Genomic DNA, 22,791 nt, shown 5'->3' with positions numbered 1-22,791 from the left:
GCCGTGGATGACCGCCGATCGTCCGGGTCAATGTGCGCCGGTCGTCGTCACCCAGCGCCCGCAGGCTCGGTAGCCGCAGCAGCAGACGACCCAGCTCGGAGCCGCTGAGTGGCCCGACCTCCACCCGATGAAACGGCACGGTACGGTCCGGCAGGGGATATCGACACGTCACGAGCAGACGGCCGGCGCCACTCGGACTGCCAGGGCCACCAAGGCCACCCGAACGACCAGGACCACCGGCCCGAGCCAGGTCTGCGAACACCTCGGCGAAGCCAGGGTCGGCGAAGCGCCGACCGTCCTCGGTGAGGTTCTGCTCGAAGTCGTCGAACAGCAGCAGCAGGCGGTGTTCGCCCAGCAATTCCCGAATCCACGCGATCTTGTCCGTATCCTCGTGACGGGAGTCGGTGAGGGCGGTCCGCGCCTCGACCAGCTCCGGGACCGGGATGCCGCGCAGGGCCTGCGCGGTCGCGGCGATCAACGACGGCGGGTTCCACCGGCCGACATGCACCGCCACCGCCCAGCCCTCAGCCCGCAGCCGGGCCATTACCCGCCCGGCAACCGCTGTCTTGCCGATCCCGCCGGGCCCGGTCAGCACCACGCCGGCAACCGCGCCCCAACGCGTGACCGCGGCGCTGCCGCCCCGCAGCACCGCGAGCGTGGTACGGACCTCCCTGCGCCGCCCGACCAGATCACCCATTGCCAGCTCGCGGACGCTGCCACCGGCCGGCGCGGCAAACGGGTGGGTCAGCGGCCGCTGGTCGGCTACGGCGTCGAGCAGCGGCGGGTCACCGGCCGCGGCCAGCAGCGTCGCGGTGGCGTACTCGGGAGGCGCGAGCCGGCCGGTGGCCCGCGCGCTCGCCCGGCGGTCGGCGTCCACCCGGCGACGGGCCTCGGCGAGCGCCGCCGTGACCGACACGGCGCGGCCGGAGGCCAGCTCCGTGTAGAAGACCCTGGCCAGGTCGGTTGCGTAACGGTCGGTGACGGTCGTCTGCATGGCCAGCACCCGGTCGGCACCACGGCGGACCAGGGTCTGCGCGAGCCCCTCAGTGCCGCCGGCCGCACCCGAGCAGGACGACAACACGATCAGTGGCAGCGGCCGGGATGCGCCCTTGATCGCGTCCACCAACTCCGCTGCCTGGATCGGGACCGGGTTGCCGTCCTCGTCCTCCAGCTCCACCGAGGATGCCGATCCGTGCGCGGACAGGTGCAGCACGTGGTAACTGTCCCTGTCAGCGGTATCGGAGTCCCCGCGGTTCCGGCCGCCCAGCGCGTCGGAGATCTCCGTCAGGCCGGCGACCTCGAGGATCGTGACCTGAGCGGCCCCGGAACCCGCCACCGGACGGACCGCGTCGATGATCGCCTGCATCTCCGCCTCGACGTCGAGCGGGGCGTTCTGCGTCCGGGTCTCCTCCGGCGCCGCCACCGCGACGAGGATCTTCAGCGGGCCAGGCAGCGGCGCAGTCGCCACCCGGTTCAACCCGGCGACCCGGCGGGTGAGCCGCACCCCGGGCATGGTGGCGAGCAACCTTCCCCCAGCCATCCGCAGCAGCTCGTAGGGCAGGGCGAGCGCCGGGCCGTCGGCCTCCACCACGATGTCCACGACCACGCCGAACGGCGAGCCGTCGATCAGCTCGGTGATGTGCCGCGAGGTGTCGGCGTCGAACAGCACGTCCCGCAACCGATGACCGGCCTGGGACAGGTGCGCGTCCGCCGCCGCCGGTTGCGTGGGCTGTGCCGTCCACACCGTGTCGAGCCCGACCGGCAGGGCGCCGGTGCGCTCCCCCAGCAGCGTGCCGCTCACCGCCATCCCGACCGACGGCGCACTCACCAGCGCAATCGCCAACGCCATCGGCCTGTCCACCCGCGCGACGAGGACCAGGCTCATCAAACTGGTCGACCGTGGACTCGTCCGTGAGGTCGGCGCCGGCCCGCGAGACCCGAAGCGCCGCTACTTCCGCTCCCTGTAGGCGGGCCCGGCAGCACTGGCAGGTCACACAGCCACCGCCGACGCGTCCAAGAGCGGACACCGGGATCGAAAGAATCAGACTTACGGCTCGGAAGCAAGCTCTGAAGAGAGTAGCTTCTGAGCGCTTCCGAGCTCGGGCGCGCTGCCGGGCTGCACGCCACAGGCAGGAGGATCCGCTGCCGCCTACAACGCCGCGGTGCGCCTGGGTGGCTGCTGGTCGGCGGCCAACCGCAGCAGCTCCGTGGGGTCGACCTCGATCCGCGACCCACCGTCGGCGCCGTAGCTCATCTCAGCACCCCGTCCTGTCGAACTTCTGGTCAGAACCTCGCGCCCAGGCTGGAGAACAGTCGCGCGGTCTCGCGCCACATCGGGCTGCCCGGCGCCGGCAGGTTGATCGGGCCGGTGGCCCACTCGATCAGATCGTCACCGTGCTCGGTGACCCAGCCCCGGATCCGCTCTTCGGGCTGACCGAGGGCCGCCAGCTCGGCCGGACTCAACATGGCCGGCTACGCCTGCTGGTCCGCAAGAAGTGCATTCCGCAGAGCCGTCTGCACATCCCGTGCCGGTCTGGACCAGCGCGGCGAGGCTCTGGTTGGTGAAGGTGGTCTGGAGCGCGCTGAGCACCTCGGGATTGACGACGATTTTCGCCATGGCGAGCCTCTCCTCGTTCCGTGGTCCCACGACCCAGGGCCAGCGGGTTTCGGTTGTGTGCACCGGGGATTGTTGTGTCATTGGGATTGTTCGCGGTGGTCGATGGAGTCGACTATGGGCCCCGCGAACCATGTTTCCCCCTCCACGAGGGTTCTCCGAACGCGAGGGAACACTCGTGACCTGCACTTTCCGTGGGCCGGGGGCTGACCCACCCCACCATCCGCCCGGCCGGGCATTGCCATCGACCAGGAACGCGCGGAAAGTTGGGCGTGCGCCGACATCCGGCCGAGAGTTCGGTCATTCCTGATGGGGAGACGACAGTGCCACGCACCGAGGGGGAAGACCGGATCCGGTGGATGTTGTCCCGGCTGGCCGCGCGCCGGGTACGCTGGTCGGTCACCGTGCCGCTGGTACTCCTTCTTGCCGGCGGCTCCGTCGTCCTCCTGGTAGGGCAGAGCGCGGGCACTGCCGTACTGCGTCTGGGGAATGCCGGCGTGTGGCTGGCCAGCAGCGCCCAGGGAATCGTCTCGCACATCAACGGCCCCTCCGGGCGCGTTGACGCCACCACCCGCGTCAGCAACGCCAAGGACCCCAAGCTGATCATCGCCCAGGAGGGTTCCAGCGTGCTGGTCACCGACACCAGCACCGGCATCGTCAGCCGGATCGACCCGGTCACGCTGATCCCAGCCGAGCAAAAGAACTTCAGAACCGGCATCACCGTGGTCACCGGCGACGACCAGGCCTATGTCGTCAACGACCAGACCGGCCGAGTCACCCGGATCGACCCACAGACCCTCGACGTTCTGGGCTCGCCCGTCGACCTCGGCGCCCCCATAGCCGGCGCCGGGATGGCCGACGACGGCACACTGTGGGTAGCGCTGCCCTCCGGGGGAAAGCTCGTCCCGATCCGCCACGGCGCGCCAGGAAGCGCGGTCACGGTCTCCCGACCAGACGACCAGGTGTCACTAACAATCGCCGACGGCCACCCAGTCGTGGTCAACGCCTCCGACGGAACCCTGGTCGGTGTCCGCGACGGGCACCCGACAGCGCCGCTGCGCCTACCCAGCCAGGGTCGCCCCCTGAAGGTCGCGCCCCGCGTCGACGGCCCGCTGGTCCCGATCACTGTCGGCGGCACGGACACTCTGCTCCTCGCCGACTGGACCGCTGGCACGGTCGACACCGTCGAGATCGGTTCACAGCACCCCTCTGACAATCTCGGCGCGCCGGTCACCGCCAACAACCGGGTCTATATACCCGACAACGGGACGGGGCGCCTGCTCGTCTACGCGACCGATGCCGCCGCGTTCGTTGATCCGATCAAGATCACCTCCGGAGAGCCGGCCGGTGAACTCGCCGTCACCGTCAAGGACGGAACGGTCTGGGTCAACGACCCCGACGGCACCGAAGCCGCCGTGATCAGACCGGACGGCTCTGTCCAGAAGATCGAGAAGCTGCCGGTCGCACCCGGACCGACGAACGGGCCAACGACAAACCCACCACAGGCCCCGGCCCGACCACAAACCCAGGCCCCACCACAAACCCCGGCCCAGAGCCAGGCCCCACCACAGACCCAGACCCGACCACAAACCCAGACCCCACCACAAACCCCGGCCCAAACCCCGGCCCAGGCCCCGGCCCAGAGCCAGGCCCCACCACAAACCCCGGCCCGACCACAAACCCAGGCCCCACCACAAACCCCGACCCGACCACAAACCCAGGCCCCACCACAAACCCCGACCCGACCACAAACCCAGGCCCCACCACAAACCCCGACCACAGCCCCCAGCCCGACGCCTGTGCCTGTGCCTGTGCCTGTGCCTGTGACCTACACCGAGGTCCCCAGCGACTCCGGCTCGCCCACATTCGCCACTCCACATTTCGTCGGCGCGAACACGCCCAGGATCGGGGCGCACGTGCCCGTGCAGGTCCGCTGCCGGACGACCGGCGACCCGGTGGCGAACGGGAACACCTGGTACTACCTGGTCGTGTCCGGGGCAGCCGCCGGCCGGTACGCGCCGGCCGACAACTTCTACAATGACGGCTCGTCGTCCGGCCCGCCCAATACCGTCCTCGTCGACACCAATGTGCCACTGTGCTGAAAGCCGGGGTTTTCTGCCCGCGACCGCGGTGAGCCGCGGCGGGCAGTACGAGCCGGTCCCCGGCGTCCCCACCTGTGGCCGGTGTAGCGATTCCGGATACCTCACATTTATCGACGACTGTCTGACAGGAGAACAGGGTGTCAACAATGCCGACCGGCGAGTCAGAAATGCCGACCGGCTATTCACGGATACCGGCTGGGGAGGCCGCGCCAGTTGACTTCGCGGCGGCCTTCCAGTCCCTCGTCGACAACGTCGAGCTGGTACTCCGGGGCAAGACTGAGGTGGTGTCGCTGGCGTTGACCTGCCTGTTCGCGGGCGGGCACCTGCTCATCGAGGACGTCCCGGGCCTGGGGAAGACCTCGTTGGCCCGGTGCATCGCGGCCTCGCTGGACGCCTCCTGCCACCGGATTCAGTTCACTCCGGATCTGCTGCCCTCCGACGTGACCGGGGTGACCGTCTACCGTCAGGGAAGCAACGAGTTCACGTTCCACCCGGGGCCGGTGTTCGCACACGTGGTGGTGGCCGACGAAGTGAACCGGGCATCTCCCAAGACGCAGTCCGCGCTGCTGGAGGTCATGGAGGAGGGGCGGGTCACCGTCGACGGCGAGCCCCATCCGGTTCCGTGGCCCTTCTTCGTGGTCGCCACCCAGAACCCGGTCGACATGGACGGTACCTACGCCCTGCCGGAGGCACAGCTGGACCGCTTCCTGATGCGGATCGGGATGGGCTATCCGGACCGCGCCGCCGAGGTGGCGATCCTGCGTACCCGGCAGTCCGGCCTACGCGTGGAGGACCTCAGCCCGGTGCTGTCCACGGCCGAGATGGCGAGCCTGATCGCCACCACCACGCAGATCCATGTCTCGGGCACCCTGCACGAGTATGTGGTCGACGTGGTGGCGGCCACCCGATCACTCGCGCGGCTGCGCCTCGGCGCCAGCCCCCGCGGCAGCATCGCCCTGCTGCGTGCGGCGCAGGTCAGGGCGGCCGCGGCCGGCCGGACGTTCGTCACCCCGGACGACGTCAAGGCGCTGGCCGTGCCTGTGCTCGCCCACCGGCTGATCCCCACCGCGGACTCGGAACTGCGCGGCTACGGCGGGTCGGATGCGATCCGCGAGGTGCTTGCCGCCGTCCCCGTCCCCCAGGCGTTGGCGGGCGCCGGCGCATGAGTGGCAGGGGACGGGAGGCACTGCTCGTCGTGACCCCGACCGGCTGGGGGGTTGCCGGCGCCACCGTGGTACTGGCGATCGTCGCAGGCGTGCTGCGATTCGCCGAACTGGCGGTGCTTGCCGCAGGCGGCGCGGCCGCGATGGCGGCAGCGATCGTCGTCGTCGCCCGCAGGCCGCAACTGGCCGCACAGATCGAGGTGGTCCCGGCCGGGTCCGCCGCGGCGAGACGGCGGCGGTGACCGTGACGGCCGTCGACGGATTCGAGCAGGCGATCATGATCCGGGTGGGCGACACCGGTGACGAGGTCGGATCCACGCCGCAGCCCACCGTCACCGGGAGCGGGCGGCTGTGAGTCCTGGACGTCGCCGACGCCGCGGCCCTGGTGTCGGCCTGGCCGGCGAACTCCGCAGGTCGGACCCGATGATCAGGCTGGCGAGCCGGGCGCTGCCCCGGGCGGGTGGTCTCGCCGCTCTCGTCGCGGCGGCCTGGTTGGCGGGGGCGTCGTTCCATCGGGCGTTCGGCTGGGAGGCGCTCGCCGGGCCCGTCACGCTGGCCACGCTCGGGCCCGTCGTCATCGTGGTGGTCGCGACCGCGGCCCGCCGCCCCGCGCCGCTGGTGCTGTCCGTGCCTGTGTGGGTCGCGGCGTGGCTGGGCGTGGTGGGGCTGACGCTGTTCCGGCACGGTTCGCCGGAGGCATCCGGCGTACTGCCCGCGATCGGCGACGGCCTGCTTCACGGCTGGGCGCGGCTGCTCGAGGTGATACTGCCGGCGCCCGGCTCGCCGGACCTGCTGGTCGTGCCCCAGGCACTGACCTGGCTCGCGGCCGGCATCGGGGCGGAGCTGGTGACTCGGACACGGGCGGCGCTGCTCCCGGCCGTCGGGCCGATCGTGGTCTTCGCGATCGGGGTGACGATGACCGTCCCGGGGGCGGGCTCGAACCTGCCGCTGGCGACCGGGCTGCTCGCCGCCACCGGCCTGCTCGTCCTGTGCCGTCGGGCGGAGGCCCGGCCACCAGCGCTGGCCGAGAACCAGGCGCGGTCCTCCGTCGCGCCGCGGCAGCGGTTCTCGCCGGGGCCGACCGCGCTCGGGCTGCCGCTGCTCGTCGTCATCACCGTCGCTGCGCTGTTCGCCGGCCCGGCGATGACGTCGGCGGCTGGCGGCGAGCCGTACGACGTCCGTGCGCACCGCGTGATCGCCCAGCACTCCGTGCCGGCCATCAGTCCGTTGGACCAGGTCTCGGCGTGGCTCGGCGACCCGGACAGGTCGCTGTTCACCGTGCGGCTGTCTGGGACGGGCGACGCCGACGCGGCGGCGAACACCGCGGCGAACATCCGGCTGGCCGTCTTCGACCGGTTCGACGGGGGCTCCTGGGCGTCGTCCGCCCAGTTCCTCCCGGCTGGCCGCCGGGTGCCGCCGATCGCGGGAAGGCCGGACGCCGAGGAGCAGGATTCCGCCCGCCAGATCCGACAGGATGTGGTGATCGACCGGCTGGAGGGCCCGCTGCTGCCGGCCGTAGACCGTCCGGTGGAGATCGACGGCACCGGGCTGGCCGTGGACGTCGACAGCGGCACGCTGCTCGACACCCGGACGCCGTCCTCCGGCCGCCGTTACACGGTGGTGTCCACGCCGCCCGCCACCCCGGACGCGCGGGTACTCGCCTCGTCACGGCCGGCCACCGGGGCCGACACCGAGGTGGCTAGTCGCAGGCCCCCGGGACTGCCCGACGCGGTGCTTCGGCTGGCGGTGGCCGCGTCGAGGGAGGCCCATACCCCGTTCCGACAGGCCTACGAGTTGGAGAAGTATCTGCGCAGCAGCTACACGTACAACCGGAAGGCGCCGCCCGGCCACACCTACCACCATCTCGAGTACTTTCTCGACAAGAGCAGGACCGGCACGACCGAACAGTTCGCCACCGCGTTCGCGGTAGCCGCTCGGGTCCTGGACCTGCCGAGCCGGGTTGTGGTCGGGTTCGCCCTGCCTGCTGGATCGCAGAGCGTGGTCGTACGGGGCGACGACGTGCTCGTGTGGGCGGAGATCAAGTTTGCGGGGGTGGGCTGGGTCCCCTTCTACCCGACCCCGGCGCCGGTCGAGGTCGATGACAAGACCATCTCGTCGCCTATCCCGGGGGAGTCCAGCGAGCGGGCGCAGGCCTTCGAAGCCGCCTCGGCCATACCGGTGTCCAGTGCGCCGCTGGCCGCCGGCGATGCGCCGGCCTCTCCCACCCGGGCGCCCTGGGTGTATGCGGCGTCGGGGTTCGCGGGCCTCGCGGTTGTCGCCGTGGTCAGCTATCTGGCATTCGCCGCGTGGGCACCACGGGCCCGCCGGTGGCGCCGGCGGGCGGCGCGCACCCACCGCGAACAGGTGGTCGGCGCCTGGCAGAGCACGCGTGACGCGCTGGCCCGCGCGGGTCTTCCCGTCCCGGTGGCGTCGACCCCGGCCGAGACGGCCCGGCTCGCGCCCGCCTTCCTCGGACCCGTCGGCCGGGCCTCGCTGGAGTCGCTCGCGACCTTGGTGACGAAGGCGCTCTACGCGGCGGACAGCATCGGCCCTACCGACGCGGGCCGGGCCTGGGGGGATGAGGAACAGATCCGAGCCCAGGTGCGCCGGGGCGTACCCCTTCGTCGACGGATCGTGCATGGCCTGACGCCAAGCGTGATCACCGGGAGGAGAGAACTCCGGTGATCCCCGGCTACCTGACTTTCCGGAAGATTGCGGAAGGTGGTTAACGATCTTCCGGGCGGGATCCACCAAGAGCCTGCTTCCATTCATTGCGATGCAGTACCTGCCCGCAGGATCAATCGCGGATCGGATACATTCAGGTGGGCCCCTGCCGGTCTCCGACACCCTTCTTATCGGTGCGAATATTGCCGACGCCCTGAATTTCGCACATACGGAGAACATCTTCCACGGGGATGTCAAGCCCGGTAATATTCTTCTCACCGACACCGGCCAGCCGATACTCAGCGATTTCGGCATCGCCAGCATCTCGGGCGCGTACGGGCTGGTCGGCCCGGACGCGTTCACACCCTCCTACGCCGCCCCGGAGATCATGCGGAAAGGACGACCGTCGGTCGCGGCTGACATCTACGCGCTGGGCGTCACCCTGTTCACCATGCTCACCGGCACACCGCCGTTCCAGTGCGCGCCCACCGAGGATCCGGCCCGCTTCGCCGACCGGACCCTGGCCCGCGACGTCCCCGCGCTACCGCGCGACCGTGTCCCCGAACCGGTGGAACGTCTGCTACGAACAGCACTCGCACGAGACCCGGCGCGGCGCCCCTCCACCGCCGCGGCCTTCGCCGAAGACCTCCGCCGGCTACACCGGCGCCTCGGCGACTCCCCCACGCCCGACGAACTGCCGGGCACCCCGCGGCGAAGGAGACATGACCGCCGTGACCGGACCCCCAGCGGCCCTGCCTCCTTGGACGGCCTTGACCTCCTCGACTGTCACGACCCCACGGACGACGTCGCGCCGGGGCCCGGACCCGCTGGACGGCCGAATCCACGACGGGGGGACGAACCCACGCGTTACCGGCCCCGGAGCGGCCAGGGTGGTCCCGCCGATGAGCCGCAAAGTAGAAGAAATCAGGCGAGATGGCGGTGGGCTCTACCTGCGGCCACTGTCGTCACGCTGATGATCGCGGCGGTCGCGGTCGCAGCCTCGGGGGCCTCCGGTGATAGGCGCACCCCCATCTCCGCACCGGACACATCTACGCAGGGCACTTCGCCGACGATCGACCCTGCTGAGATCGAGGCGGCCCGACCAACCGAGGTACACGCCGAGGACCACGGCGACACCGTCATTCTGACCTGGCGGAATGGTTCGCGCCGCACCAAGCTAATCATGCAGCCCGCCGCTTCTCCTGTTCTGGGCAATGTTCAGTCACTGCCAGACGGAGCGACGTTCACCACGATTGCCGATCTCGGCGCCGCCCAGGGCTACTGCTTCCGGGTCGGTCCGCTGCTCGCCTTCGACGCCTCCGCACAGAAGCCAGTCGTGGCATGGTCGGCGTTCGCCTGCATCCGCGGCGCGACACCGCCGTCGTCCTGACCTGCAACGGCGATGGGAAGGTTGTGTTCGAGCAGACGGAACGCGACGAGGACGGCCAGTTCTCTGGCACCCAGACCAAGACCTGCCCGACGTGCAACGGATCAGGTCAGGTGGCGAAGCAGTGAGCGAGCCAGCCCCAGAGCCGCCGGCCGAGTCGGGATGGAACACCCAGCCGCCGGTGTAGGGGGTCGCGCAGCGCCCGGCAGAGGTCCTGTCTCGGCGAGATGTCCGGCCGTCGCCAGGCCGGGCTTTGGCCCCGGCATCGTGGCGTGGACGGGCGCCTGCGCGCCCGCGGCGTTCGACTACGCGTTTCACGGCGGTAAATGTTCGATGGCGGGGCCGGTGCTGTTCCGTGGAGCCCCGCCCGGGAAATGACACACCCCGCCGCTGAAACCGGTCGGCGGAAAATCACCAGGCTGTCCGGGGCGGTGGCCGATGTCACGTCGGCTGCTCCGCGAGAACGCCACGTCGACCGGAGCCGAGGCCGGTACCTGCATATTCAGGCCTCGACTGAATATCTGGCGCATCCCGGCTGTCCCCATCGGGTCCGCGCTTGCCGCGACGGCCAGCGGAAATATCACTGTTGGTCCGTCCGGCCCGGACAGCGGCGGGCATTACGACCCATGGACTTCCCGACCCGGGTACCCGAACCACCGCTTCTCGACACCCCGAGCGCGCGACCGCCCTAACAGCCGGCCGGCTTGCCGATAGAATCGGCTGGGCAGCCACCGCCAATGCTCCCAACGAATGCGAGGTGTGATGTGGCAAGCGAAAAGCGTCGACTTCCCATGAACGTCGAGGGACCCTTCTTCGTCGACTCGGAATGCACTGACTGTGAAAACTGCCGGGGAGTCGCCCCGGATTTCTTCAAGCGCGACGAGGATCGCGAGGTTCATTATATATGCCGGCAGCCGTCGAATGAGGAGGAAGAGGAAATGCTCCTGCAGGCCCTTGAGTTCTGCCCGGCTGAGGCGATCGGACGGATGGCGGCATAACCCTCCGCGTACTGCAGGCCTCATGATTATGATCTTCTCGCGCCGGGGTTCCTGTCACCGGGAGGCCCCAAGGGACCCCGACCGAGATCGCCGGCAGCCGAACCGCGACGTGCTGCGGCAACCCCATCACGGGAAGACCCAACCGGCGTACGCCGCGACCTGTGGCAGGCGAGCCGTACTCCGGTTGGGCATGGTTCATGATATTTCTGACATGATAAGAATACTATGCACTATTTATGCATAATTAGCATATTTAGTTCTAACTATCAGTAAAATTACATTTGCCTGAAGTAACCACCGAGTCGGATGACCCGCGAGTCCGCTGGTAAATACTCAAAAACAACACCATGTGCGAAAGTTGCGCCGTAGCGTGGAACCCTCATCTTTCGAGGAGGGGCGTTGTCCAAGACTCCGGGGCGGTTGTCCACACGCCAGGCTTCGCCAGACCCGCCGGGACCCTACGATCGGATACTGGGTCGTCCGCTGGGCCCCCTGGCGGAGCTCGCCGGGCTACGAAACACCCATCCAATGGTGGACTCCGTCGTCGACGAGATCGACGGACGCCAGATTCGCATCGGCGACCACTGGCTTGCGGACTTCGCGTCCTGCAACTACCTCGGGTTCGATGTGAATCCGGAGATCATTGCAGCGGTACCGGAATACCTGGCCAAATGGGGTACCCATCCGAGCTGGTCGCGAATGATCGCCTATCCACGACCGTTCGCCGAGATTGAAGAAGAACTTGCCGCGCTCCTCGGCACCGAAGACAGCCTCACGATTCCCACGATCACACACATCCACATCTCGGCCATTCCTGTTCTCGCCGGGGAGGGTTCGGTCTTCCTCGACCGACGTGCGCACCGCACGGTCTACGACGGCGCTGCGATGGCACAGGCACGAGGCGCGACCTTGCAGCAGTTCGACGCCGAGAACCCCGGCCAGCTGGCGGATCTGCTGCGGACGTGCCCCCACTACCCGAGACTGGTATGTATCGACGGCGTTAACAGCATGACCGGCAATGCGCCCCCCCTGGCCGAATTGCTGACGGTCACCCGCGCAAACGACGCGATCCTCTACGTCGACGACGCCCACGGTTTCGGTGTCCTCGGTGAGCGCAGTGCGGACGAACTCAGCCCGTACGGCTTGCACGGCAACGCCATTGTCCGTCATGTCGGGGAGACCTACGACGGACTCATCCTGGTGGGCGGCTTCTCCAAGGCCTACTCGTCACTGCTGGCGTTCATCGCCTGCCCGACCACGGTGAAGAACCACCTCAAGGTGACCGCCGCGCCGTACACCTTCTCCGGGCCGTCGCCAGTTGCCTCCCTCGCCACCGTGCAGGCCGGCTTCCGGCTCAACGCCGCGCGGGGCGACAGCATCCGAGCCGATCTTCATCGCAAAACCGCCCGTGTTCTCGACGGGCTGACCCAGCTCGGGTTACGGACGTTGAACCGGTCCGGGACGCCGATCATCGAAGTACCGATCGGTACCCCCGAAGATACGGATGCCATTGGAATCCACCTGTTCAACCGTGGGATCTACGTCACCATGGCGCCCTATCCGGTAGTGCCGCGGGCCGACGTCGGGGTCCGTATCCAGGTCACCGCAGCCAACACCGACGAAGAAATCGCGCATCTACTGACGGTGCTCGCCGAGATCGCCGCAATGTTCCCGGGCCCGCAAGTCGCGCCCAGCGTGCCGGCGTCCCGCTGCGCACCCGCTGCGCAGTCCCCGATCGGGTAGATCGATCCACCCGGGCACGCCCAACCGAAGGCCGCACGATCATTGCCCTCCGCGCGCGGCCGGAGGCGGAACCGCCATGGCACGCCGAGCCCGCCGGGCCGCTCGCGCGCGTTCGACCAAGCGTGTCACGGGCATCCGGTCACGGACGAGCCGCACGTCGGTGTCCCGCACGTCGCGTAGAACCGCCAGAAACCGCTCGCGCGGGATCTCGACGGCGCCCATGGAACCAGCGTGCGCACTGACGAACTGCGCGTCGATGAGCCGACCGCCAGCCTGCACGAACCGCACGTCAAAGTCGACCAACGCAACCTTGGACGCACCGGTCTGCACATGGAACATGGACTCGGCCATGAAGGCGGCACCGACGAGCACACCGAACATGCCTCCGATGAGGTCCTCGCCCTGCCACACCTCGACGCTGTGCGCCCAGCCGAGCCGATGCAGATCACGGTAGGCGTCCGCGAGCTCAGGCGTGATCCAGGTGGGTCGGCCGCCCCGGCTGCAGCCGCGGACGACCTCGGCAAACGCCTCATCCAGGGTGGTGGTCCACGCACACGCGCGCATCCGTCGGAACAACGAGTCGGACACGTGCACCGCGCCGACGGGCAACACCCCCCGTGGGTCCGGACACCACCAGGGAAAGTCGAGATCCGGCGGGCCGTCCCCGGACAGGTTGAAGACTCGCCCGTCGGCAACAGCGGTGGCCAATCGGCGGTGCGTGTCCGCGACCTCGATCGGATCGTCGACCGGAACCGGGAAGGGGAAGAGCCCCCGCCGGTATGCCCCGACGAGCGTGGCCGGGGTGAGCACACCCCCGACCGCGACGGGTAATTCGACCGGCTCAGCCGGCTCGGCATGATCCTTCTCTGGCAGCCCGTCCCACGGCGACGGTCCCGGCGGCTCAGGCCGACCGGTCAGGTCCACGTGCGACCCGTGCGGACAGGTTCGGCCGGCTGCGCCACCCGGGCAGCCGTGCCCGCCCGACCCACCGACTGCGACTGCGACTGCGACTGCGACTGCGACGATCCTGCGGATAACGCGGTGGATCCGGCTGGCGACCGGTGGTTGTGCCGATGCCACAGCAGCGGCGTCAGCTCGTCGGCGGGCTGCGGACAGCCCAGGTAGAAGCCCTGGGCCAGATCACAGCCAAACTCGGTCAGGCGCCGCATCGCAGTCTCGGTCTCGACTCCCTCCACGACGATACGCAGGCCGAGGGAGTGGGCAAGCCCGACCGTGGACTGCACGATCGCCGCTGCCACCGGATCGGATTCCAGGTGCACGACAAACGATTTGTCCATTTTGAGCGCATCCACCGGGAGTTCCCGCAGGTAGGACAGGGACGAGTATCCCGTCCCATAGTCATCCACGGCGATGTGGATTCCCATCTCGCGCAGAGTTGTGAGGACGGCCGCGGTGCGGATCCGGTCGAGCATCAGCGCTGTTTCGGTGATTTCGAACTCGAGCGCCCGCGCGGGCAGCCCGTGCAGCTCAAGGAGATCCGCGACTTCGGCCGGGAATCCCGTGTCGAGCAGATTGGACGCGGAGAGGTTGACCGCTACACCGATGTCCAGGCCGACGTCCCACCACCGGCGGCACTGCCCCAGCGCAAGCCCGAGGACCTCCAGCGTCAGCGGACGCATCAGCCCGGTGTGCTCGGCCAAGGGCAGGAAGACATCGGGCTGGAGGAGGCCCTTGGTGGGATGTTCCCATCGTACGAGCGCCTCCACCCCGTGGCAGCTACCCGTACGCAGGTCGACCTTCATCTGGTAATGGACCCGCAATTGATCATCGCCGAGCCCGCCTCGCAGCGCCTCAATGACGTCGAGCCGGTCTGGGGTGTGCACGTCCGCGCCAGGCCGGTAGTACTCGACCCCGGAACGGGCGGACTTTGCCGCGTACATCGCGACATCCGCCCGCTGCAACAGGACGCTCGCGGTGACCGCGTCGTCCGGGTGGAGCGCGGCCCCGATGCTCGCGTCCACGTGCAGGGTGACCGCACCCACATCGAAGGGGTCCCGCAGCGCTGTGAGCACCCGCTCGGCGACCATCTTGGCGACCGCCGCGTCCGCATCCTCCAGGATGACGGCGAACTCGTCTCCGCCGAGGCGGGCCAGCAGGTCCGCCGGGCGCAATGCCGCCGCGATCCGGCGCCCGACGAGTTTCAGCAGATCATCGCCGACAGGATGGCCAAGGGAATCGTTGATTTCTTTGAAACGGTCGAGATCGAGCACGAGTAGCGCGAACCGACGGGCGCCGCGATTGGCGCTGACGTCCAGCCCGTCCAGGCGCTCGAAAAAGGCACGACGGTTGGCCAGGCCGGTGAGCTCGTCGGTCCGGGCCTGCAGCTTGGTCTCAGCGAGCTGGCGGACCTCGGCGAAGGTGATCCCGGTCCGTACCAGCGCGACCAGAACGGTGGCAGCGGCGAGCGCGACCGTCGCAGGCGGCAGGCGCTGCACCGCAGCGCCGAAAACCAGGAGCGCGAGCGCAGCTATCGCAAAGATCGCCGGGATGGCCAGCACACCCCACCCGGTGAGACCCTCCGTCTTCTCCCGCGGTGGCCGTTGCCAGGCGGCGTACGCAGGCAGTACCAGTGCCAACGCCCACAGCACCTCGACCGGTCCGCCCGCGGAGTAGTGACCGCTGGCAACCTCACCGACAACGATCGTATCGGCCACCGCAAAACCGATCAACGAGCCACCGAGGAGGTACCAGACCCGTTCCAGTCGCCAGCCCAGCAGACCGAACACGCTCACCACAAGTACGAGCAGCATCAGGTCGGCAAGGGGATAGGCGAGGTTCAAGCCGACCGCCGACATGCTGGTCGCCCGGACCTTACCGATGGCCCCGGCGGCCAGACCGCTGGCAAGTGCCGCCACGCCGAGACCCCCTACCAGGGCGTCCAACCAGACACTGGGATGAAAGCGGGACACCCGTTTGCGTAGCAGGAGAATCACAGAAATATATGTCGCGAGATAAAATACCAACCAGCCGACGTCGGCCAGCGACGGGGACGGTTGCGGATTGCGATCGGCTACCTGCGTTGTGAAGTACGCCGTTCCAGCACCGTAGAACAGAAGACCGATCCCGATCGCGACCCACGCGGCCCGTTCGCCTCGCACCAGAATGGCCCGCGCCAGGCACATGGTTCCCGCCGCCGCGCTGAAACCGTTGCCGAGCCATCGATCAACCTCGTTGATCGCGATCGAGCTGTCGCGCAGGCCGGCGACGGTCGTGACGGCGAAAAACACCGCGGCCACCAGGAGCGCCCATCGTGCCACGCGGACCATCCGCAATCGGCGAGCGGCATGAACTGAAGTCGTCAAGCGGTCATCCCCCCACGATCAGGCCGGCGGGGCACATTCTGACACTCTGGGCCCTATTCGCCACCGATGACCCACCAATCGGACCGGGGCTTCGGGGACCTCCGCGATCGCGCCACCTGTGGCCCGGCTGGTAGCGGCGTCTGCGTGGATCACTGCGGTAGCTGCTCGACCTTTACCCGGCACTGCGCGATCCAGTCCTGGGCCACGCCCTGATCGGCCCGTCCGCAGGCCCCGAGGGGTCTCGAAGGCCCCGAGGGTCTCGAGGGTCCGGCGGCGCCGAGCGCCTCAGCCGGAACGGTCGACGACGCGATGGGGCATGAGGGCATTCGCGGGGATGACACCCAAACGTCCGGCCTGATAATCCTCCACAGCCTGGCGCAGTTCGTCGCGGGTGTTCATCACGAACGGCCCGTACATCTCGACGTGCTCGCGGATGGGCCGCCCGCCGAGCAGCAGGACCTCCAGCATCGGGCTCACCCCGGACTGGCGGTCGTCGGCCGCGAGCGTCAGGTGGTCACCGGGCCCGAACACGGCAAGCTGTCCGGCGCGGACCGGATGACCCTCACCGCCGACCCGTCCCGAACCCGCGAGGATGTAGGTCAGCGCGTTGAAGTCGAAGGGCCACGGGACCGTCAGCGCAGCGCCCGGGGACACCGACGCGTGCGCCACAGCGATCGGGGTATGGGTCGAGCCGGGACCGCGATGGCCGGCGACATCACCGGCGATGAGCCGCAGCAGCGCCCCGCCGTCCGGCGACGCGACGAGGCTGACCCGGTCGCCTTCGATGCTCTGGTACCGCGGCGGGCTGAACTTGTCGCGGCCCGGCAGGTTCACCCACAGCTGGACGCCGTGGAAGAGCCCACCGCTGACGACGAGCTGTTCGGGTGGAGTCTCGATGTGCAGGATTCCCGCGCCTGCTGTCATCCACTGGGTCGCGCCATCGGTGATGACGCCACCCCCACCGTTGGAATCCTGGTGCTGGAACGTCCCATCGATCATGTATGTGACGGTCTCGAAGCCACGGTGAGGGTGCCATGGCGTGCCCTTGGGCTCGCCGGGGGCGTACTCGACCTCACCCATCTGATCCATATGAACAAAGGGATCGAGATCTACCAGGCTGACACCGGCAAAGGCGCGGCGCACGGGGAAGCCTTCACCCTCGTGGCCCGATGGAGCGGTCGTCACCGAACGGACCGGGCGGTCCACGGCACCGGGCAGGGGCGCGCTCAGGCGCGGCAGACTGGTCGGATCGGCGGCGGTCACGGCAGGCATCGCGGTCCTCCTGGCACGTCTCACGGGTCGAACGTTGCTGGAGCAACTATAGGTAAGGATAACTCCGGATCGCCCCGATCGCTTCCCGACCCACCCACCCGACACCGCACCAGCCCTCGGTCCCGGCGGTCAGAGCACGGAAGCTATCGTCTGCTCCACCTGCAGCCTGCGCGCCATCAGCTCCATCTCGTCGGCCCGCGCCCGGTCGAGGCTGTCGGCGATGTCCTCGTCCCTGTTCATCAGTTCCGCCAGATCGAGGTCGCAGAGGTCCAGGACACCCATCCGCGCATAGGCGTCGCGGACCTTCTCCCCCCACAGACCGATGTCCCGGACGCACGGCACGATCCGGCTGAACAGCAGCTTGCGGAATGCCCGCATGTAGCTGGAGGTCTCAACCGCCGCAAGACACTCGGCCACGTCGAAGCCGAGATTTTCCCACACCTCGGCGCCCCGCAGCCGATCACGCATCAGCCAGCAGCTTTCGACGACGAATTCCTCGCGTTCCGCGCGTTCCCGGCTACTGAGCTGCGAATAGTAATCACGTAGGACCAGTCGCCCGAACGCCACGTGCCGAGCCTCGTCCTGCATCACATACGCGAGAATCTGCTTCGGCAGCGAGGCGGACGTGGCATCGCGCAGCACCCCGAACGCGGCGAGGGCGAGCCCCTCGATGAGCACCTGCATGCCCAGGTACGGGATGTCCCATCGGCTGTCGGTAAGGGTCGAGTCGAGCAGCGACCGTAGCTCGGAGTTGATCGGATAGACCACACCGACCTTCTCCGTCAGGAAGCGGGCATAGGTCTCGGCGTGCCGCGCCTCATCGATCGTCTGGGTCGCGGCGTAGAACTTCGCATCCATGTCCGGTACCGACTCGACGATCCGGGCACTACAGATCATCGCGCCCTGCTCGCCGTGCAGGAATTGGCTGAACTGCCATGCCGCCAGATGCTGACGCAGCTCGCCGCGGTCCCGCTCGCCCAGTTTCTCCCAGACCGGGAGACCGTGGATGGGAATCGTCTCGTCCGCAAGTCCGAGCGGACGGTAGGGGTCGACCTCCGCCGACCAGTCGATCCTGGTCGCGGCGTCCCACTGTCTGTCCTTGCCCTTCTGGTAGAGCTCCAACAGCCGCGCGCGGCCTTCGTCGTACTCCCAGGAAAAACGCGCGGCACCGGCCATCGGCACATCCCAGGTGGCACCACCGGCCGGCATGACGTAGTGGTCGTGCGTGCTCATGACCTGACCTCCACGTTAGCGCTCCGGGGACTACGGCCTGCGGGCGCGGGATCTGACGATCGTCGCGCGCCGTTGGGCCCTCGAGGGCGTCCGGCATGTGCAGACTGTCAGAGCCGCGGTAGGTGTCAAGCAATCACCCACCGTGCACGGTTCGTCATGGCGGCGAGGAGCGACCGGCACCACCGGTCGTTATCACCGGTCGTTATCACCGGTCGTCATCACCGGCCGGTGCCACCACCCGGCGATAACGGGACGGTCCCTGCGACGGGGGGACCCGCCGGTGCCCGACACGCCGCCGGTAAGGTTAAGGGTTTGTGACAACCGGCCCCGCCGGTCGCCTGGACCGCTACCGTCTGGGCTGTGGACCGCAGCTGCAGTCGACCGGATTTCCTGCGGCAAGAGCGCCTGCGAGCAGCAGGCCGGCTCCGAAGCCGTCGGCGCCCCCGTGACACCCATGGTCGCCGCCGGCTGACGGCCCGACCACCGGGGCGCCCGGCCCGGCGTCGCTGACTGCGCAACGGCCCGGGTCCGCCGGGCCGTTGCGCAGTCAGCGAGATCCGATCCGTGAGCTGGCGACCAGCGCCACTGCCACTCCATGTGGTCGCCGTGCCCGCACTCGCGCGGGCACGGCGCCACCGGGCCCCTTCACGTGGGTCTTCCCGGGAAGCCTCCCATCGCCTGGACACCTTCTGGCGATATGGTCAGCTTGTTACTAATCGGGCAGACGGATGGAAAGGGCACACCGGCCGGTGGGACTGGTGAGGCGGGGTGGGCTCGGCATCCTGATGTTCGCAACCGCGCTCGCGCTGATGCCCGTCCTGGTGCTGTGGTATCAGCATCATCCAGAACCGCCCGCTGGGGACGGGACACTCATCGCCGCCGGATCCGGGCCGACAGACGGTGCGACGGCCCCCACCCCGACCGACTCCGACGCGAGTGCCCGGCCGGTCATCCCGAGGTCGCCCGGTAGGCCCTCGGCCGTGCCGAGCCGTGCCGCCGTCGGCGGAACCGGTGCCGGCGGAACCGGTGCCGGCTCGACGGCGGGTCCGACCCTGGTGGGCTTCGCCGGCATCATCTCGGGAAGCGTCGTGACCGGGCCCGTGCAGGGTGCCGTGGTGAGCGGAGTCGTTCAGATCGAACTCGTGGTTTCCGGCTCGCCCGGCACGATCCTGTTCAACCTGGCCGGGCCCGTCTCGACGTCCTACACGGCCACCGGGCCACCGTTCCTGTTCACTCCGCAGGACGCGCCGTGGAACACCACGCGATTCGTGAACGGGCAGTACATCCTCACGGCGACAGCGACCCAGCGGTCGGTGCCGCCCGTCTCCGTGACGTTCCAGCTCGCCAACCCGGCACCCCAGCGGTCCGCCCCCGGCTAGGTCCCCGCGTGACGTCCCGATCGGGAGACCCTATGGTCAACCAGATATGGATCGCCTCGTCTGGATCGACTGTGAGATGACCGGGCTCAACGCCGCCTCCGACCTTCTACTGGAAGTCGCATGTCTAGTTACCGATAGTGAACTTAATATCCTTGGCGAGGGCGTGGACGTGGTTGTGTCCGCACCGGAGACCGCGCTGGCCGGGATGGAAGCCGTGGTCCAGGAGATGCATACCGCCTCGGGTCTGACCGATGCGGTACGGGCCTCGACCCTGACCCTGGCCGAAGCCGAGGAGCAGGTACTGGACTACGTCCGGCGGCAGGTTCCGGACCCGGGCAAGGCGCCCCTGTGCGGCAACTCGATCGCCACGGATCGCGGCTTCCTCGCTCGGTACATGCCGACCCTCGACAGCTACCTGCACTACCGGATGGTCGACGTGTCCACGGTGAAGGAACTCGCGCGGCGCTGGTACCCCAGGGCCTACTACGCGGCGCCGCCCAAGCGCGGCGGCCACCGCGCGCTCGCCGACATCCGCGAAAGCATTGATGAGCTGCGCTACTACCGGAAAGCCATCTTTGTGCCGCAACCGGGGCCCACCAGCGAGTCTGCCCGGGCGGTGGCACGGGAGATCCGGGTTGACACCGACCCGGACGTGACCTGAAGACGTGACCTGAAGGCCACTGGCGGCCCCTGGAGACACCGGCGTCATCGCGGCCAGGACACTGCAATCCTCGTGGCCAGAAGGAGGGATCGACCGGTACTATGAGCCAGGTCCTGGAAAGTTGTGCAGGTCGACCGCGGGTGCGCGGTCGACTACGCGCACTGAAGGGGCATGCTTCTGGTACGTGGTGGGTGTAGCTCAGCTGGTAGAGCACCGGGTTGTGGTCCCGGGTGTCGCGGGTTCAAGTCCCGTCACTCACCCCACGTAACGAGCTGCTGTTATGCGTGCGCTGTGACGCGAACTCCGTGATGCCGCTATCGGGCCTCTGCCGTGGCGGTAACCGCGGCGGTGAGGCTACGCAGAGCGGTACGCAGAGCAACGAACTCGTCATCGGACAGGCTCATGGCGCCGCCGATGACGGCTGGCACCGCTCGAGCCCTCTCCCGGAGAGCGGCGCCCGTCTCGGTCAGGGTGACCTGGACGGAGCGCTCGTCGTCAACGCGCCGCTCGCGTCGCAGGAGACCGGTCGACTCCAGCCGCTTGAGCAGCGGTGAGAGCGTGCCGTAGTCCAGCGCCAGCGCGGCGCACAGATCCTTGACCAGGCTCGTCTCGTGGTCCCAGAGCACAAGCATGACCAGATACTGGGGATAGGTCAGGCCGAGCCGGTCGAGCACAGGCCGGTAGACAGCCGTCACGGCGCGCGATGCCGCGTACAGCGCGAAGCAGAGCTGGTCGTCCAGGCGCAGCGAGAACTCCCGCTGTCTGTCACCGGTCTGGGCAACCGCGTCACTGTCGCCGCTGGTCACGGCGTCCCGGCTGGTCACAGCGTCTCGGCTGGTCACAGCGTCTCGGCTGGTCATGGCCCATGGTCCCATCCCACCAGCACCCGGGGCACCAGCACGTCAGTCGACCATGCGGCCTCCCGGCGCACATGGACGCGCCAGGAGGCTGCCAGCCGCGCTCCGCGGTAGCCGGAGTGAAGGACCGTCAGAACAGGCCAGCGGTGAGGGTGATGGTCGTGCCCGCCAGTGCCTGGCTCACCGGGCAGTTCGCCTTGGCCTCTGTCGCAGCCTTGACAAACCCGGCGTCATCAACACCGGGCACGTCACCACGGACGGTGATGTGGATGCCGGTGATACCGGTACCCGGCTGGAAGGTCACGTCCGCCTGGGTCTCAAGGCGGCGCGGTGGATTGCCCGCCCCGGTCAGGCCGTGCGAGAGCGCCATGGAAAAGCAGGACGAGTGGGCAGCCGCGATCAGCTCCTCCGGGCTGGTGACGCCGTTGGGCGCCTCAGCACGCGCTGGCCACGAAACGGGGAAGTCGCCGATCTCGGACGAGGCGAAGGTGACGGTGCCACCGCCGTCAGTCAGATTGCCTTCCCAAGCCGTACGAGCGGTGCGGGTGGTTGCCACGGTCGGTACCTCCGTTATGAAGAGCTGATGGTTGCGGCAGCTGCACAGCCGCAACAAAAGCGTACACGATTACATCGTGCACAACTCTTCTTGCGAGACGATCCACGTCTCGGGCCCCACAGATGATCACCCTTTGGACGATGGGCGGTCCTCGTCGCGAATGTCGCCGACAAGTTCTTCCAGGACGTCCTCCAGCGCCACAACCCCAAGAATCGTTCCGTCCCGGTCGGTGACCCGGGCCAGGTGTGCTCCGCTGCGCTGCATCGTCGAGAGCACCGTCTGGAGCCTGTCGTCCACACCGACCCGGGCGAGCGGGCGTACCCACTTCGCCGGGATCGGCGCCGACCGCTTCCCCGGATTGGTTTCCAGGACGTCCTTGAGATGCAGGTATCCGGTGAGCGCACCGGAGGAGTCCTGGACCGGGAAGCGGGAGAAGCCGGTCCGGGCGGCGAGTGCCTCCACGTCACGTGGGGTCGCGCCGGCCGGGACCGTCTCCAGTCTGTCGACGGGAAGCAGGACGCTGCGCGCGTTGCGCTCGTCGAGGTAGAGCACCCCCGACAGCAGGCCGTGCTGGTCGGCATCGAGCAGGCCCTCGCGCCGGGACTCCTCGACGAAGGCGGCGACCTCGTCGCGGGTGAAGGCGCTGGCAACCTCGTCCCGCGGAGCCACCCGCAGGAGCCGCAGGCTGAGGTTGGCGGTCATGTTCAAGCCGACGATCGCCGGCCGCAGACACCGGACGACACCGACAAGCGGTGGGACAAGCAGCAGAGCGCTTCGGTCCGGCCCGGCCAAGGCGATGTTCTTGGGAACCATCTCGCCGATGACGACATGCAGGAACA

Annotated in this window: 18 protein-coding genes and 1 tRNA gene; 10 read left to right on the top strand and 9 right to left on the bottom strand. The window is 68.6% G+C overall.

Annotated elements, in window-relative coordinates; translation table 11 throughout:
• Both U9977_RS12635 and U9977_RS12630 read right to left on the bottom strand, forming a co-directional pair.
• Positions 1-1,885 (bottom strand): CHAT domain-containing protein (locus U9977_RS12635; protein ID WP_322749433.1); only part of this gene is annotated, 1,885 nt, incomplete at its 3' end.
• A 398-nt stretch (positions 1,886-2,283) separates the two neighbouring features.
• Complete coding sequence (locus tag U9977_RS12630) at positions 2,284-2,466, bottom strand: hypothetical protein (RefSeq protein ID WP_322749432.1); 183 nt, start codon at positions 2,464-2,466, stop codon at positions 2,284-2,286.
• Between the two features lie 471 nt (positions 2,467-2,937).
• Between U9977_RS12630 and U9977_RS12625 the strand changes: the two genes are divergently transcribed.
• The 7 genes from U9977_RS12625 (at position 2,938) to U9977_RS12595 (ending at position 12,671) form a co-directional block, all read left to right on the top strand.
• The gene (locus U9977_RS12625) at positions 2,938-4,716 is read left to right on the top strand and encodes a hypothetical protein (protein WP_322749431.1); all 1,779 of its coding nucleotides are present in this window, start codon (positions 2,938-2,940) and stop codon (positions 4,714-4,716) included.
• Positions 4,717-4,883: 167 nt separating this feature from the next.
• Positions 4,884-5,882, top strand: a complete 999-nt coding sequence (locus tag U9977_RS12620; protein ID WP_322749435.1) for a MoxR family ATPase — start codon at positions 4,884-4,886, stop codon at positions 5,880-5,882.
• Positions 5,879-6,121, top strand: a complete 243-nt coding sequence (locus U9977_RS12615; protein ID WP_322749430.1) for a hypothetical protein — start codon at positions 5,879-5,881, stop codon at positions 6,119-6,121. Before U9977_RS12620 ends, U9977_RS12615 begins: the two co-directional genes overlap by 4 nt.
• Positions 6,122-6,302: 181 nt before the next feature.
• Positions 6,303-8,564: a DUF3488 and transglutaminase-like domain-containing protein gene (locus U9977_RS12610; protein WP_322749429.1), complete on the top strand. Its 2,262-nt coding sequence runs from the start codon at positions 6,303-6,305 to the stop codon at positions 8,562-8,564.
• A 91-nt stretch (positions 8,565-8,655) separates the two neighbouring features.
• Complete coding sequence (locus tag U9977_RS12605) at positions 8,656-9,933, top strand: protein kinase domain-containing protein (RefSeq protein ID WP_322749428.1); 1,278 nt, start codon at positions 8,656-8,658, stop codon at positions 9,931-9,933.
• A gap of 788 nt (positions 9,934-10,721) precedes the next feature.
• Positions 10,722-10,928: a ferredoxin gene (locus U9977_RS12600; RefSeq protein WP_322749427.1), complete on the top strand. Its 207-nt coding sequence runs from the start codon at positions 10,722-10,724 to the stop codon at positions 10,926-10,928.
• A 399-nt stretch (positions 10,929-11,327) separates the two neighbouring features.
• The gene (locus tag U9977_RS12595; RefSeq protein ID WP_322749426.1) at positions 11,328-12,671 is read left to right on the top strand and encodes a pyridoxal phosphate-dependent aminotransferase family protein; all 1,344 of its coding nucleotides are present in this window, start codon (positions 11,328-11,330) and stop codon (positions 12,669-12,671) included.
• Positions 12,672-12,710: 39 nt separating this feature from the next.
• Here U9977_RS12595 and aat read toward each other — a convergent pair whose 3' ends face one another.
• From aat to U9977_RS12575, 4 genes are all read right to left on the bottom strand, one after another.
• The gene (gene aat / locus U9977_RS12590) at positions 12,711-13,595 is read right to left on the bottom strand and encodes a leucyl/phenylalanyl-tRNA--protein transferase (protein ID WP_322749425.1); all 885 of its coding nucleotides are present in this window, start codon (positions 13,593-13,595) and stop codon (positions 12,711-12,713) included.
• Positions 13,586-15,994, bottom strand: a complete 2,409-nt coding sequence (locus U9977_RS12585; protein WP_322749424.1) for a putative bifunctional diguanylate cyclase/phosphodiesterase — start codon at positions 15,992-15,994, stop codon at positions 13,586-13,588. The genes aat and U9977_RS12585 overlap by 10 nt, the downstream gene beginning before the upstream one ends.
• 285 nt (positions 15,995-16,279) lie before the next feature.
• Positions 16,280-17,266 (bottom strand): pirin family protein, encoded by a 987-nt coding sequence (locus U9977_RS12580; protein ID WP_322749423.1) that lies wholly within the window; start codon positions 17,264-17,266, stop codon positions 16,280-16,282.
• Positions 17,267-17,395: 129 nt separating this feature from the next.
• Positions 17,396-18,499: a ferritin-like domain-containing protein gene (locus tag U9977_RS12575; protein ID WP_322749422.1), complete on the bottom strand. Its 1,104-nt coding sequence runs from the start codon at positions 18,497-18,499 to the stop codon at positions 17,396-17,398.
• A gap of 758 nt (positions 18,500-19,257) precedes the next feature.
• On the opposite strand from U9977_RS12575, the gene U9977_RS12570 reads away from it, so the two are divergent.
• The 3 genes from U9977_RS12570 to U9977_RS12560 all read left to right on the top strand — a co-directional run bounded on the left by U9977_RS12570 (position 19,258) and on the right by U9977_RS12560 (position 20,802).
• Complete coding sequence (locus U9977_RS12570) at positions 19,258-19,878, top strand: hypothetical protein (RefSeq protein ID WP_322749421.1); 621 nt, start codon at positions 19,258-19,260, stop codon at positions 19,876-19,878.
• A gap of 46 nt (positions 19,879-19,924) precedes the next feature.
• Positions 19,925-20,539 (top strand): oligoribonuclease, encoded by a 615-nt coding sequence (gene orn, locus U9977_RS12565; RefSeq protein ID WP_322749420.1) that lies wholly within the window; start codon positions 19,925-19,927, stop codon positions 20,537-20,539.
• Positions 20,540-20,726: 187 nt separating this feature from the next.
• Positions 20,727-20,802: transfer RNA gene (locus tag U9977_RS12560), tRNA-His, on the top strand.
• A gap of 51 nt (positions 20,803-20,853) precedes the next feature.
• On the opposite strand, the gene U9977_RS12555 is transcribed toward U9977_RS12560, so the two are convergent.
• From U9977_RS12555 to U9977_RS12545, 3 genes are all read right to left on the bottom strand, one after another.
• Entirely contained in the window at positions 20,854-21,381 is a 528-nt protein-coding gene (locus U9977_RS12555; RefSeq protein WP_322749419.1) for a MarR family winged helix-turn-helix transcriptional regulator, read from the bottom strand.
• 145 nt (positions 21,382-21,526) lie between these two features.
• Entirely contained in the window at positions 21,527-21,952 is a 426-nt protein-coding gene (locus U9977_RS12550) for an OsmC family protein (protein ID WP_322749418.1), read from the bottom strand.
• A gap of 126 nt (positions 21,953-22,078) precedes the next feature.
• Positions 22,079-22,791: CNNM domain-containing protein (locus tag U9977_RS12545; protein WP_322749417.1), on the bottom strand; the 713-nt coding region annotated here is incomplete at its 5' end.

Origin of the sequence: Protofrankia sp. Cas8, from assembly GCF_963555845.1 — a bacterium.
Lineage (GTDB): Bacteria > Actinomycetota > Actinomycetes > Frankiales > Frankiaceae > Protofrankia.
Note: the sequence above shows the minus strand (reverse complement) of the source record. Positions and strands in the feature narration are given on the sequence as shown.